The organism is Shimia sp. (genome assembly GCF_041624275.1).
In the GTDB taxonomy this organism is placed as follows: Bacteria; Pseudomonadota; Alphaproteobacteria; order Rhodobacterales; family Rhodobacteraceae; genus Shimia.
On sequence record NZ_JBFJVE010000067.1, the window covers coordinates 1 to 13,671 of the forward strand.

Genomic DNA, 13,671 nt, shown 5'->3' on the forward strand with positions numbered 1-13,671 from the left:
GAGGCATATTGCATGATCAGGCGGCCGGTGGTGGTTTCCCCGGTGAAGGCGATCTTGGCGATCCGGTTCGACGAGGCCAGCGGCTTGCCGGCCTCGAGACCGAAGCCGTTGACGATGTTGAGAACGCCCGCGGGCAGAACGTCGGCGATCAGCTCGGCCAACACGAGGATCGACGCCGGGGTCTGTTCCGCCGGTTTCAGAACCACGCAGTTGCCTGCCGCCAGTGCCGGGGCGAGTTTCCATACCGCCATCAGCAGCGGGAAGTTCCACGGGATGATCTGACCGACCACGCCCAGCGGCTCGGGGATGTGATAGGCATAGGTGTCGGAATCGATTTCCGAGATATGGCCCTCTTCGGCGCGGATGCAGCCGGCGAAATAGCGCCAGTGATCGACGCAGAGCGCCAGGTCGGCGGCAATCGATTCGCGGATCGGCTTGCCGTTGTCCAGCGTTTCGGCGGCGGCCAGGGTCTGGGTGTTCGCCTCCATGATGTCCGCGATCTTGAGCAGCATGTTGGCGCGTTCCGTGGTCGAGGTCTTGCCCCAGGCCGGGAAAGCGGCATGCGCGGCGTCCAGCGCGGCCTCGATGTCATCGGCGTTGGACCGGGCGATTTCACAGATCACTTCGCCGGTGATCGGCGTCGTGTTCTCGAAATACTGGCCCGACTTCGGCTCGACGAAGGTGCCGTTGATGAAGTTGCCGTAGCGCGCCTTGAACGGAAATTCGACGCCCAGATGAGTCGTGTCCAGCGCGGTGCTGACCCGCGCGGTGGTTTGAATGTTCATGCCATTCCTCCCCTTGAGAAAAGTTCCTACGAATGCAGCGATACTCATGGCCCGTCCTTCCTTGTATGAGCCCCGGTTCGGTGCCGAGACCACCATAGAAATCGCCGCCCGGGGCAGGAATTAGACCATGGTCTCTACGACCATGGTCTGAGCCGAACCGCCCCGCCCTGCCCGCCGCCGTGGACAAGACCGGCCCGGCCTGCGAAACTGCGCGCCCGAAAGGCCGACCGCCCCTGTCTGAAAGATCATCGCCCATGCCATCGCTGTCTCCATCGCTGCCGCCGAGGTTTCCCGTCAGCCGCCCCGAGATCGCCCGCGTCGTGGCGGCCTTCTATGCCCGCATCCGCCGCCATCCGGGGCTGGGGCCGGTCTTTGCGGCGCATGTCCGCGACTGGCCGGCACACGAGGCCCGGATCACCGATTTCTGGGCCAATGCGATCCTGTTCGAGGGCTGTTACGACGGCAACCCGCTGCGGGTGCACCGGGCGGCGGGCAACGTCCATCCGGGCATGTTCGAGGGCTGGCTGGCGCTGTTCGAGCAGACCCTGCGCGACGAGCTGAGCGCCGAACAGGCAGCGGCCTGGTCGGCGCTGGCCCACAGGATCGGCCGCAGCCTGCGCGCCGGGGTGGTCGAACAGGCCCGGGGGCCGGGCGGGGTGCCGATGCTGCGCTAGCCGTCCTTGGCGAACAGCCCGGTCAGGGCGCGTTTCACGAGCCCCGAGACCGAGGGGCGTTTCTCCGCCGCGAAGGGCAAGGGGCGGCAGACCTCGATCGCCGCCACCCCGACGCGCGCGGTCAGGGCGCCGTTGACCAGCCCCTCGCCAAAGCGGCGGCTGATCTTGGCCAGCGCCCCGCCGCCGGCGAGGGTGCCGATCAGCTCATCGCCCACCGCCACGGCGCCGGTGGCCACCAGATGGGTCATCACCGCGCGCAGCAGGCGCCAGCTGCCAAGGGTGCCGGCGCGGCCGCCGTAGATCTCGGCGATGCGGCGGATCATGCGGATATTCGCGGTCAGGGCCGCCACCACGTCGGCCAGCGCCAGCGGCACCAGCGCGGTCACCGTCGCCACCTGCCGCGCCGCCGCCTCGACCTCGCGCGTCGCGGCGCGGTCCAGCGGCGCCAGCACTTCGCCTTCGGCCAGCGCCAGCAGCGCGTCGGCATCCATCAGCTCGCCCATCCGCTCGGCCATGCGCTGGCGCCCCCAGGCGGTATCGGCGCGCGCCGCATAGAGCCGCCGCAATTCCTCAATGACCCGGCGCGCCTCGCCGGTCTCGCCCGACACCAGCGCCGCCTCGGCCTGGGCCCGGATGCGGTCGACCCGGCGCAGCCGGGCAAAGCCGGCCAGTTCGCGCAGGATCATCGCCAGCGACACCAGCAGAAACCCCGCGATCAGCACCGAAACCGCGCCGCCCAAAAGCGGCGATCGCGCCAGCAACCCGGTGACATAATCCCATGCGGCCAGCGAAATCACCGTACCCAGAAGCGCCGCCAGAAGGCTCCAGAACCAGCGCCCCAGCCGCGACGGGCGCCCGGCGGCGAGCTGCGCCGCCATCTGCATCGCCTGCCCGCCCGGCGCGCCCGGCGCGCCCTCGGCGGTTTCGGGCCCCGGCGGCGCGTCGGTGACGCGGGGCGGCGCGGCGCCCTCGAGGTCAATCAGTACCGGCCCCTTGCTCATAGGCGATCTCCGATCAGGAATTCGGCGGCCCTGTCGAGCCGGATATGCGGCGGCCCCTCGCCGGGTTTCAGGCTCAGCGGCGCCGGGGCGAAATTCATCACCCGGTAGTCGGCGTCGAGCCAGGTTTCGGCGCCCTCGCGCGCCGGGGTCAGCAGCTGGCGCGGATCCTCGGGCAGATCGCCGGGATAAAAGGCCGCCTGGCGGCCGCTCTCCAGCAGCGTGCCGCGCACGCAGTCAAGGCGGCGGCCGTCGTGTTTCAGCGTCTCTTCGGTGGTGGCCCGCACCGAGGCCAGCGCCAGAGCGCGCGTGCCGGCCCCGGCAAAGCGCGCCCGCTCGGCCGCATCGCGGGTCAGGGCCTGCATGATGGCGCTGAGGCGGGCGTGCTGGGCATGGTGCAGGTGGTCGGCCTTGGTGGCGGCAAACAGGATCCGTTCCACCCGTCTGCCGCGCAACAGCCGCGCCAGAAAACCGTTGTCGCCGGGGCGAAAGGCGCTCAGCGTGCCGGCCATGGCGCCGCGCATGTCCTCGACCGCGCGCGGCCCTTTGTGGATCGCCCCCAGCGCGTCGACCAGCACCACCTGGCGGTCGATGCGGGCGAAGTGATCGCGAAAGAAGGGTTTCACCACCCGCGCCTTATAGGCCTCGAAACGGCGCTGCATCTCGCGCCACAGGGCCCGGCGCGGCAGGCCGCCCTGCGGCGGCAAGGGCGCGAAGGTCAGGACCGGCGAGCCGGCCAGATCGCCGGGCAGCAGGAACCGCCCCGGCGTGCAGTCGTAATAGCCGGCATCGCGCGCCGCCTGAAGATAGCCGGTGAAGGCCGCGGCAAGGGCCTGCGCCCGCGGCTCGTCCAGCGGCGCCGCCGGATCGGCAGCGGCCAGCGCGGCGCGGAACCCCTCGGCCTCGGGGCGCCGCGCCAGGCGGTTCAGCGTCTCCTGCGACCAGGTCTCGTAGCTTTTCTCCAGCAGGGCGAGATCCAGCAGCCATTCGCCCGGGTAGTCGACGATGTCGAGATGCACCGTGCGCGGCCCCTGCAACCCCGACAGAACCCCCGAGGGGCGCACCCGCAGCGACAGGCGCAATTCGCTGACCGCGCGGGTGCTGTCGGGCCAATGCGGCAAGGGCGCGGTCAGCGCCCCGAGGTGGGTCTCGTAGTCGAAACGCGGCACCGTGTCGTCGGGCTGGGGCTGCAGGAACGCCGCCTCGATCCGCCCCTCGGCCTGGGCGAGCAGCCCCGGCATGCGCCCCCGGTCGATGAGGTTGGCCACCAGCGAGGTGATGAACACGGTCTTGCCCGAGCGCGCCAGCCCGGTGACGCCGAGCCGGATCACCGGTTCGAACAGGGTTTCGGATATCCGGTCGCCGACCGCCTCGACCCCGCGGGTCACGCTGTCTGCCAGAGTGCCAATGACCACTTGCGGATTTCCCCCTGCCGTCTTTCTGCCCGTGAGACGAATCTAGGCAGCGCCGGACGGTTTTGCTAGGGGGGAGAAACCCCGCCCGCTTCCCCCCGCCCGTTTCTCCTGCCCGATTCTCCGGCGTGCGTCCCACCACCCGCTTCCCCTTTGCGCCCGAATCCGCTATCGCGGCGGCATGGTCAGGATTGCGCTCAAAGTCGAATACCACGGGAAACCCTTTGCCGGCTGGCAGCGGCAGGCCGAGCAGCCCTCGGTGCAGGGGGCCATCGAGGACGCCCTGGCCAGGCTCGAGCCCGGCCCGCATACCATCGCCGCCGCCGGGCGCACCGATGCCGGGGTGCACGGGCTGGCGCAGGTGGCGCATTGCGACCTGCAAAAGGACTGGGATCCGTTCCGCCTGTCCGAGGCGCTCAACCACCACCTGAAGCCGCTGCCGGTGGCCATCGTCGACGCCGCAAGGGTGGCCCCGGACTGGCACGCCCGCTTCTCGGCCACCGAGCGGCGTTACCTGTTCCGCCTGCTGATGCGCCGCGCCCCGGCGACGCATCTTGCCGGGCTGGTCTGGCGGATCAACCGGCCGCTGGACGCCGGCGCCATGCAGGCCGCCGCCGACCACCTCGTCGGCCATCACGACTTCACCACCTTCCGCAGTTCGATCTGCCAGTCGGCAAGCCCGGTGAAGACCCTCGACGAGCTGCGCGTCGAACCGGTCGACACGCTCTGGGGCCCCGAGATCCATTTTCACGTCCGCGCCCGCTCGTTCCTGCACAACCAGGTGCGCAGCTTTGTCGGCACCCTGGAACGGGTCGGCGCCGGCGCCTGGACGCCGGACGAGGTGCGCGCGGCGCTGCGGGCCCGCTCGCGCGCCGCCTGCGGCCCGGTCAGCCCGCCCCAGGGGCTCTATCTTGCCGGGGTCGGCTACCCCGAGGATCCCTTTGCCTGAGCGGCTTCATCTCCTGCCAAATACTCGGGGGTGAATGCGCCCCCCGGGGCGCAGAGGGGCACCGCCCCTGCCCCGCTCCCAGCGCCTGCACCGGCCCCGGTTTCCCCAAGGGCAACCCTTGACCCCGGAGGCCGCTTTGGTGCCTTTTAGGGCGCGTCCCCAAAACCCCGAGGTTCCCATGTTCACACCCGTCATCTCCGGCACCGGCGTCTTCACCCCCGAAGAGGTCATCACCAATGACGAACTGGTCGCCGCCTTCAACGCCTATGCCGACAGGATGAACGCCGCCAATGCCGAGGCCATCGCCCGGGGCGAGATGGCGCCGCTGGAACATTCCTCGTCCGAATTCATCTTCAAGGCCTCGGGGATCGAGCGGCGGCACGTGATCGACAAGTCGGGCGTTCTCGACCCCGCCGTCATGCACCCGCTGCTGCCGCAACGCGCCGATGGCGATCTGTCGCTGATGGCCGAGATGGCGGTCGACGCCTGCGGCAAGGCACTGGACCAGGCCGGGGTCGCGGCCGACCAGATCGACCTGGTGATCTGCGCCGCCTCCAATCTCGAACGCGCCTACCCGGCGGTGGCGATCGAGATCCAGCAGGCCATCGGCGCCGGCGGTTTCGCCTTCGACATGAACGTCGCCTGTTCCTCGGCCACCTTCGGCATCCAGGCGGCGGCCGACATGCTGCGCGCCGGCTCGGTGCGGAAGGCGATCGTGGTCAACCCCGAGATCTGCTCGGCGCATCTTGAGTGGCGCGACCGCGACTGCCATTTCATTTTCGGCGATGTCGCCACCGCCACGGTGATCGAACGCAAGGAGGATACTTCCGGTGGCGGTTTCGAGATCCTCTCGACGCGCTGCGCGACGCAGTATTCCAACAACATCCGCAACAACAACGGCTTTTTGCGCCGCTCACGCCCCGACGGGATGAAGGACCGCCGCGACATGCAGTTCATGCAGAACGGCCGCAAGGTGTTCAAGGAAGTGCTGCCGCTGGTCTCGGCCCATGTCCTGCGCCACATGGCCGAAAGCGGCGTCGGCAGCGACGAGCTGCGGCGCATCTGGCTGCACCAGGCCAACAAGACGATGAACGACTTCATCGGCAAGAAGGTTCTCGGGCGGGTGCCCGAGGCGGGCGAACAGCCCAATATCCTGCAGGATTACGCCAATACCTCCTCGGCCGGCTCGATCATCGCCTTCGCCCAGAACTGCCAGGATCTGAAGGCGGGCGACTGCGGGCTGATCTGTTCCTTCGGCGCCGGCTATTCGGTGGGCTCGGTGCTGCTGCGCCGGCTCTGAGCCGGGCGCGGCGGCCTAATCGGCCACCGATTCCTCTTCGAGATGCAGTTTCATCTCGAGCAGCACATGTTGCAATGCGGCGGTTTCCTTCAGCAGGCGCTTGGCCTCGTTGACGGTGATGATCCCGTCCTGAATGGATTCATTGTATTCGGCCATCAGCATCGCGAAACGCTGGCTGAGCGCGATGACGTCGGAATTCACCCCGCCTTCGCTGCTGTCGGAATTGCGGTGGCCGTCGCGGTAGGACAGGGTCATGCCGAGAAGTTCGGCCAGGGCCGAGGTCACATGCGGATAGTTGGCCGCCTTTTCCAGCGCCGCCACCGCGTCGATCGGCATGAAACGGTCCCGATGCTCTTCATTGGAGGAATAATAGCGCCCGAGCGTCGCCTTGGACTTGCCCGCCAGTTCGCAGGCGGCCTCGATTCCCACGTCTTTGACCAGAGCTTCGGTGTGTTTTTTCAGATAGGAACCAACTCCGGCCATCCATGCCCCCTGATCGTTGTGCTGCCCGCGCGGGGAATTCACCCAGTCGTTTCCCCTTAAAGGGTTAACGGCCAAATGTCATTTATAAAGTGTTCGCGCATTTTCGCGGCATTCTGGATGTCCGCTCTCTCGGTTTGGACATTCGCGCGGGGGGCGTCCCGGAGCGGCAATTAGGGCCCATGCCGGGGTGCACTGCCAGTTTGTGTGAGAGTACCTTGCTTTCCACCTTCCCCATGGGTGCTATCCCGGGAAAGTGGGGTAACAATTGGCTGGCAGGCCAGGGAGATCGTGTCCTTGATTTCCCTGGCCCCGTGTCGAGCGCACCCGCCACAATGCCAGCCGCCCCAATCACCGGCTCTGCGGGCTTGCATCGGCCCTTCGGCGCCGGTTAAGTCGCGACCATGGCCAAGCTCTATTTCCACTATTCGACGATGAATGCCGGCAAGTCGGCGGTGCTTTTGCAGGCGTCGCACAACTACCGTGAACGCGGCATGGAGACCTATCTGCTGACCGCGCGGCTGGACCGCCGGGCGGGCCAGGGGCGCATCGCCTCGCGAATCGGCATCACCGCCGAAGCCGATTGCTTTGCCGCCGGCGACGATCTTTTCGCGCGCCTCTGCGAGCGCCTGCAACAGGGGCCCGTGGCCTGTGTCTTCGTCGACGAGGCCCAGTTTCTCAGCCGGGCCCAGGTCTGGCAGCTGGCACGGGCGGTCGACGATCTGCGGGTGCCGGTGATGTGCTACGGGCTGCGGGTCGATTTTCAGGGCAGGCTGTTCGAGGGCTCGGCGGCGCTCTTGGCGCTGGCCGACGAGATGCGCGAGGTGCGCACCATCTGCCATTGCGGCAAGAAGGCGACGATGGTGGTGCGCCAGGATGCCGAGGGGAACGCCCTGAGCGAAGGCGCGCAGGTGCAGATCGGCGGCAACGAGACCTATGTCTCGCTATGCCGCCGCCACTGGCGCGCGGCGGTGGGCGACGGTCTGGGCGACGGTCTGGGCAAAGATCAGGACAAAGATCAGGACAACGGAGGCGGCGACGGGGCCGGGGCTCAGTTCACCTGATTGGGCAGCGGCCGCCCCTCGTCGAAAGCCGCCAGATTGGCGACCGCCATCATCCCCATGTCGCGGCGCACCTCGAGCGCCGCAGTGCCGAGATGCGGCAGCAGGACCACGTTGTCGAGCGCCCGCAGCGCCGCCGGAACCTCGGGTTCGAACTCGTAGACATCCAGCCCGGCGCCGGCAATGCGGCGCGCGCGCAGGGCGGCGATCAGCGCCGCCTCGTCGACCACCTCGCCGCGCGAGATATTGATGAAATGGCCATGGGGGCGCATCGCCGCCAGAAGCTCGGCATCGACCATGTGGCGGGTGTCGCCGCCGCCGGGCACCGCCGCCACCAGCACGTCGACGGCAGCGGCCAGCGCCTTCGGATCGGCCAGTCTTTCGGCGTCGAAATCCAGCGCCTTGGCCGAGCGGCTGGCATATTTCACCGCCATGCCGAAGCCGAAATGGCAGCGCCGGGCGATCGCCTGTCCGATCCGTCCCATGCCGAGAATGCCGACCGTCTTGCCGCTCAGGTGCAGCCCCAGCATCTGGGTCGGGTGCCAGCCCTGCCACTGCCCCGCGCGCACCAGCCTTTCGCCTTCGCCGGCGCGGCGCGCGCTCATCAGCATCAGGGTCATGGCAATGTCGGCGGTGGCATCGGTGACGGCGCCGGGGGTGTTGGTCACGGCAATGTCCGCGCGGGTGGCGGCGGCGATGTCGATATGGTTGTAGCCGACCCCGAAGTTGGCCAGGATCCGGCAGCGGGGCGCCGCCACGGCGGCAAGTATCTCGGCCGTGAACATGTCGCCGAGGGTCGGCAGGATGGCGTCATAGCCCGCCAGCGCCGCGCGCATCTCGTCGTCGCTCAGCGGCGTGTTTTCGGCCCGCACCGTGGTCTTGAACCGCGCCTCGAGGGCGGCGATCACCGCTTCGGGCAGCGGCCGGGTGACGAACAGGGTCTTCAATGCATCCGCCCCCCGTCGGGCACCTTGCTGTCGGGGCCGATCAGCACGATCTCGCCGGTCTCGTCGGGCAGGCCGAGGACCAGGATCTCGGACATGAAGCGGCCGATCTGGCGGGGCGGGAAATTGACCACCGCCAGGACCTGGCGGCCGATCAGCGCCTCGGGGTCATAATGGGCGGTGATCTGGGCCGAACTCTTGCGCACCCCGAGTTCGCCGCCGAAATCGACCCAGAGCTTGATCGCCGGCCTGCGGGCCTCGGGATAGGGTTCGGCGCGGGTCACGGTGCCGGCGCGGATGTCGACCTTGAGGAAGTCGTCGAAAGTCAGATCAGCCATTGGCCAGCTCGCGCGAGCGGTCGGCGGCGGCGGCGACGGTGCGGCGGATCAGCGGCGGCAGACCAGCGGTCTCGTCCATCAGCACCTCGAGCCCGGCCTGGGTGGTGCCGTTGGGGCTGGTGACGTTGACCCGCAGCTGGGCCGGGCTTTCGGCGGCGCTTTCGGCAAGGGCCCCGGCCCCGGCCACCGTGGCCTTGGCCAGCGCCATCGCCAGATCGGGCGATAGGCCCTGGGCCTCGCCGGCGGCGGCAAGGGTCTCGATCATGTGAAAGACATAGGCCGGCCCCGAGCCGCTGACCCCGGTGACGGCGTCCATCTGGCGCTCATCCTCGAGCCGCACCACCTGCCCCACCGCCGACAGCAGCGATTGCGCTAGGTCCATCCGGGCGGCATCGGCGCGGGCGTTGCCGATGATCGCGGTGATGCCCTTGCCGACCGCCGCCGGGGTGTTGGGCATGGCGCGGATCACCGGCGTTTCGGCGCCGAGCACGGATTCGTAATGCGAGATGGCGATGCCGGCGGCGACCGACAGGAACAGGGTGTCGCCATTGCCCATCGGTTTCAGAACCGGCAGCGCCTCGGCCATGATCTGCGGCTTGACAGCAACCAGCACCACCGCCGGAGACGCCGGCAGCGGCGCGTTGAGATGGACCCCCGAGGCTTTCAGCCAGTCGCCCGGAAAGGGATCCTGCACCCAGACCGAGGCCGGCGGCAGCCCACCGGCCAGCCAGCCCTGCAGCATCGCAGAACCCATCTTTCCGCAGCCCAGAAGCACCAGGCCGCGCTTTGCTATCATGTCCATGAATTGTCTCCCGCATGTCTCGGGATGCAGTGTTACGCGCGCCCGTAGGCCTCTGCAATGGCCACCTGCATGGCGTCATCGACCGCGCGCCCGCCCCAGACGACAAGCTGGAAGGCGGGGTAGAAACGCTCGGCGCTCATCACCGCCGCCTGGATCATGGTGTCGATCTGATCCGGGCTGGCGACCTGCCCCCCGGCCAGCACCAGACCATAGCGGTAGATCATCAGTTTCTGCGGTTTCCAGAAGGTGAAGGCCCCGGCCCAGCACTGGTCGTTGACCGCGTTCAGCGCCTCGTGCAGCTGCGGGATCTTGTCTTCGGGGGGCTCCATCTCGAAGGAGCAGACCAGCCGCAGGGTCTCGTCGTAATCGGACCAGGCAAGGGTGATGGAATAGGTGCGCCACTGTCCTTCGACCGCCATGGCGATCTGGTCGTCGCCGATCCTGTCGAAGCTCCAGTCGTGGTGTTCGGCAATATGTTCGACGATGTCGATCGGATGAAGTTCTTCTTCGGCAAATTGCTCCGACAGTGCCATGGCCCCACCTCTTTTCTGCTCTTGCGCCAGGGAAGTGGCAGCGCCCTAGCGCTTGGTGCCCGCTCAAGGGAAGGCTGTTTTTCCGCCAATCCCTACCAGATATGGTGGTTCCACAAGCGCGTCGTGTAAAGGAAAATATTTGTGGATAACACAATAAGTTGTGGATGTTTCATCCCTGCACACAAGATTGCGGTGGATAACTCGGGCGCCGCCCGCGTCGCGCCCGGCCCGGGCATCCCCGCGCAGGTGCCGCTCAGGGCGTGCCGCGCTGCGCCACCCGGTCGCCGCTGCTCAGCGTCGCCGAGGGGTAGAGCACGACGCTGTCGCCGGCCGCGAGCCCGTCGAGGACCTGCACCTCGAGCCCGTTGTTGCGGCCCGGTTGCACGGGCCGTGACTGCACCACCCCGTCGCTGACGACAAAGACCGCCCAGTCGCCGTTGTCGCGGAACAGCGCGCTCGAGGGCAGGATCAGCGCATCCTCCGTCTCCCAGACCACGATGCGGGTCTCGACCCGGAAGCCATGGCCGAGGCTCGCGCGGCCGGCCGGCGGATCGGTGAAGCGGATCACCGCGTTGACCCGCTGTTCCTCGACCCCAAGCGCGGAATATTTGGTATAGCCCCAGGGGTCGATACGCTCGACCTTGCCGTTGAGATCATGCGCCCCGCCCCAATTGGTGATCAGCACCCGGTCGCCGGGGCTGACCTGCACCGCATCGGTCGACAGCAGCGCCACCACCACCTCGAGGTCGGTGCCGGTGTCGCCCACCTCGAGCACCGGCGCCCCGGCGGGCAGGATGGTCTCGCTCTGCTGGATGACCTGCAGCACGACCCCGGTGATCGGCGATTTCAGGTCGATGGCCTCGGCGCGGCCGTTGCCGGAGATCACCCCGTTGGTGTCGAAACTGATGAGGTTGGCGCGGGCGTTGTTGACCTCGGCCACCCGCATCGAGATCGCCGCCCGGGCGGTGTCGACCGTGGCCTCGGCGGCGCGCATCCGGCTTTGCGCGCGGTCCAGCGCCGCGCGCGCGATATTGTCCTGATCGAACAGCGTGTTGGCCCGTTGCAGGTCGGTGCGCGCAAGGTCGCGGTCGGCCATGGCCTTGTTGAGGTTGGCCTCGGCGACGCGCAGCGTGGCCTCGGCGGCGGCGATGGCGGCGCGGGCCTGTTCGCGGGTGCGGATGTCGAGCGCGGCGGGGTTGGTCGGCATCATCCGGGCGACCACGGTTTCGCCCCCGACCACCCGGTCGCCGGGTTCGAGATCGACCCGCAGCAACTGGCCGGCGATCGGGGTCGAGACCAGATAGGGGTCGCGCACCCGGGTGCGCGCCTCTTCGTCGACGGTCTGCATCATGGCGCCGCGCCGCACCTGCCCCAGATCGACCGGCACCGGCTTGGGCCAGAAGGAGGCCAGCAATCCCGCCGCCACCGCCAGAGTGGCACCGAGCATCAGGGTTTTGCGCGACTGTTTCTTCGCCATGGCATTCACTCTCTTGTTTTCAGGGTCTCCACCAGGTCGACCTTGTCAATATCGCGTTTCACCAGCCAGCCCGAGACCGCCGCCGCCACCACCACCGCCAGCCCCGCCGAGCCATAGGCATCGGGGCGGAAGCGGGTCGGGATCTGGTAGAGGTCGGTGCTGAACCCGGCCGAGATCAGGAAGGACAGGTAATAGCCGACACCGATGCCGAGCGGGATCGCCAGCAGCACCACCAGCGCCAGCTCGCCGAGCAGCACGAAGGCGGTTTCGCCGCGCGTGAAGCCGATCACCCGCAGGCTGGCCAGATCCCGCGCCTGTTCGCCAAAGGCGATGCGGGCAGCATTGTAGACGATGCCGAAGGTGATGACCCCTGCGATCGCCGCCATCACGAAACGCATCGCGCCGGCGCCGGTGTCCATCAGGGTCTGCATCGCGGCGCGGGCATCCTCGCGCCGGGTCACCCCGGCCACCGAGGGCGCCGCCTTGAGCGCCTCGTAGAGCTCTGGCAGGCGGTTGCCGTCGACCCGCAGATAGGCGCCCGAGACCCGCCCCCATTCGCCGAGATCCCGGTTCAGCGTTTCGAGGCGCATGAAGGCCGGCGCCCCGAGCAGGGTTTCGGCGATCGCGGCCACCTTGACCTCGATCACCGGGCGCCGCCCCTCGAGCACCTCGACGACCAGGGTCTGGCCGGGTGCGACGGCGAGCATATCGGCAAGCGCCCGCGCCAGCACGATGCCGTCAGCGGGCATGGCGATGTCGCGCATGTCGCGGGTGACCGCCCGGTTCAGCCGCGCCCCCTCGACCAGCCCGGTGACACCGCCGCGATAGGACTTCAGCCCATTGCGCAGCACCGCGCCGACGGCGCGCGTCGGCTCGACCTCGATCACACCGGGCAGATGGGCAAGATCAAAGGCCGCCCTCGCCGGCATCGGCTCGAAGAAGCTGACCGCCACGTCCGAGCGGTCGATGACCCCGAAGGTCAGGTCCAGCGTGTCGTCAAAACCCGACATCACCGACATCTGGGCCGCCGACAGCCCCATGCCGACGGCGATGCCGACCACCGATCCCAGGATCCGCCCGGGATTGCGCAGGACCCGGCGCAGCACCATGCGGCTGGGCTGGTCGAGCCAGGATTTCAGGCGGTCGTTGAGGGCGCCGGTGCGCGAGAAATCCATCGGTGCCGGCGGCCGCATCGCCACCGCCGGGGTCAGCGCGAAGACCCGGCGCAGGACCAGAAGACTGCCGGACAGGGCGGCCAGGATCGAGACCCCGATACCAAGGACAAAGCTTGCCCCATCGACGCGGAAGACCAGGAAGGGGAAGTGATAGACCGCCTGATAGACCCCGGCCATCGCCCGCCCGCCCCAGAGTCCCAGCAGGCATCCCATCACCGCTCCGGCGAGGGCGATCACCAGCACCATCCTGAAATAATGCAGCGCCACCTCCCAGTTGCTGTAGCCAAAGGCCTTGATGAGCCCGATCTGCTCGCGTTCGGACTGCACCAGGCGGGTGATGACGATATAGAGCAGAAAGGCCGCCACCCCGAGAAAGATCGGCGGCACCGCGATCGTCGTTGCCCTGAGGCCGCTGATTTCCTCGGAAATGAAACGGTCGGACATCAGGTCGCCGCGCGCATAGGCCCCAAGCGAGCCGTAGCGGTCGAGTTGCGCGTCGACCGCCGCCAGCACCGGCTGCGGCGGGGCGCCGCGCTCGAGCGCGATCAGCGCCTCGTTAAAGGCGCCCTGCACGTCGAAGGCGGCGGCCAGCGCCGCGCGGTTCATCCACAGCACTGCGAATCGCGCATCGTCGGGGACGAATTCCCCCGGCGCGCTGGTGAACAGGAACTCGGGCGCCATGGCGAAACCGACGATGCGAAAGCTGCGGCGGGCGCCGTGCATGGTGGCGCTGAGCCGATCCC

General features: G+C 68.3%; 13 protein-coding genes and 1 pseudogene. 4 read left to right on the forward strand and 10 right to left on the reverse strand.

Annotation, left to right across the window (positions count from 1 at the left end; translation table 11 throughout):
- Positions 1-785 (reverse strand): annotated as a pseudogene (gene adh, locus ABZD10_RS07130) (aldehyde dehydrogenase); the annotation flags it as partial.
- A 254-nt stretch (positions 786-1,039) separates the two neighbouring features.
- Between adh and ABZD10_RS07135 the strand changes: the two are divergent.
- On the forward strand, positions 1,040-1,459 hold the full coding sequence (locus ABZD10_RS07135; RefSeq protein WP_372885448.1) for a group III truncated hemoglobin: 420 nt from the start codon (positions 1,040-1,042) through the stop codon (positions 1,457-1,459).
- Here the strand turns inward: ABZD10_RS07135 and ABZD10_RS07140 are convergent.
- Both ABZD10_RS07140 and ABZD10_RS07145 read right to left on the reverse strand, forming a co-directional pair.
- Positions 1,456-2,460 carry a YcjF family protein gene (locus tag ABZD10_RS07140; RefSeq protein WP_372885449.1) on the reverse strand — a complete coding sequence of 335 codons (1,005 nt, stop codon included), beginning with the start codon at positions 2,458-2,460 and terminating at the stop codon, positions 1,456-1,458. The two genes, ABZD10_RS07135 and ABZD10_RS07140, sit on opposite strands and share 4 nt — an antisense overlap.
- Entirely contained in the window at positions 2,457-3,872 is a 1,416-nt protein-coding gene (locus ABZD10_RS07145; RefSeq protein ID WP_372885450.1) for a YcjX family protein, read from the reverse strand. Before ABZD10_RS07145 ends, ABZD10_RS07140 begins: the two co-directional genes overlap by 4 nt.
- A gap of 178 nt (positions 3,873-4,050) precedes the next feature.
- On the opposite strand from ABZD10_RS07145, the gene truA reads away from it, so the two are divergent.
- Together truA and ABZD10_RS07155 are read left to right on the forward strand one after the other, a co-directional pair.
- Positions 4,051-4,818 (forward strand): tRNA pseudouridine(38-40) synthase TruA, encoded by a 768-nt coding sequence (truA, locus tag ABZD10_RS07150; RefSeq protein WP_372885451.1) that lies wholly within the window; start codon positions 4,051-4,053, stop codon positions 4,816-4,818.
- Positions 4,819-4,996: 178 nt separating this feature from the next.
- On the forward strand, positions 4,997-6,118 hold the full coding sequence (locus ABZD10_RS07155) for a beta-ketoacyl-ACP synthase III (RefSeq protein ID WP_372885452.1): 1,122 nt from the start codon (positions 4,997-4,999) through the stop codon (positions 6,116-6,118).
- Between the two features lie 15 nt (positions 6,119-6,133).
- Here the strand turns inward: ABZD10_RS07155 and ABZD10_RS07160 are convergent, their stop codons facing one another.
- Entirely contained in the window at positions 6,134-6,601 is a 468-nt protein-coding gene (locus tag ABZD10_RS07160; protein WP_372885453.1) for a hypothetical protein, read from the reverse strand.
- Between the two features lie 401 nt (positions 6,602-7,002).
- On the opposite strand from ABZD10_RS07160, the gene ABZD10_RS07165 reads away from it, so the two are divergent.
- Positions 7,003-7,662, forward strand: coding sequence for a thymidine kinase (locus ABZD10_RS07165; RefSeq protein ID WP_372885454.1), 660 nt, complete (start codon positions 7,003-7,005; stop codon positions 7,660-7,662).
- Here ABZD10_RS07165 and ABZD10_RS07170 read toward each other — a convergent pair.
- The 6 genes from ABZD10_RS07170 to ABZD10_RS07195 all read right to left on the reverse strand — a co-directional run.
- Complete coding sequence (locus ABZD10_RS07170; RefSeq protein WP_372885455.1) at positions 7,650-8,606, reverse strand: 2-hydroxyacid dehydrogenase; 957 nt, start codon at positions 8,604-8,606, stop codon at positions 7,650-7,652. The two genes, ABZD10_RS07165 and ABZD10_RS07170, sit on opposite strands and share 13 nt — an antisense overlap.
- The gene (locus ABZD10_RS07175) at positions 8,603-8,941 is read right to left on the reverse strand and encodes a tRNA-binding protein (RefSeq protein WP_372885456.1); all 339 of its coding nucleotides are present in this window, start codon (positions 8,939-8,941) and stop codon (positions 8,603-8,605) included. Before ABZD10_RS07175 ends, ABZD10_RS07170 begins: the two co-directional genes overlap by 4 nt.
- A complete protein-coding gene (proC, locus tag ABZD10_RS07180; RefSeq protein ID WP_372885457.1) occupies positions 8,934-9,743 on the reverse strand; it encodes a pyrroline-5-carboxylate reductase in 810 nt (269 codons plus the stop codon). Before proC ends, ABZD10_RS07175 begins: the two co-directional genes overlap by 8 nt.
- A 32-nt stretch (positions 9,744-9,775) precedes the next feature.
- Complete coding sequence (locus tag ABZD10_RS07185) at positions 9,776-10,276, reverse strand: YbjN domain-containing protein (protein WP_372885458.1); 501 nt, start codon at positions 10,274-10,276, stop codon at positions 9,776-9,778.
- Between the two features lie 253 nt (positions 10,277-10,529).
- Complete coding sequence (locus ABZD10_RS07190; protein ID WP_372885459.1) at positions 10,530-11,753, reverse strand: efflux RND transporter periplasmic adaptor subunit; 1,224 nt, start codon at positions 11,751-11,753, stop codon at positions 10,530-10,532.
- Positions 11,754-11,758: 5 nt separating this feature from the next.
- Positions 11,759-13,671, reverse strand: a 1,913-nt coding sequence (locus ABZD10_RS07195; RefSeq protein WP_372885460.1) for an ABC transporter permease, incomplete at its 5' end; no start/stop codon positions are given.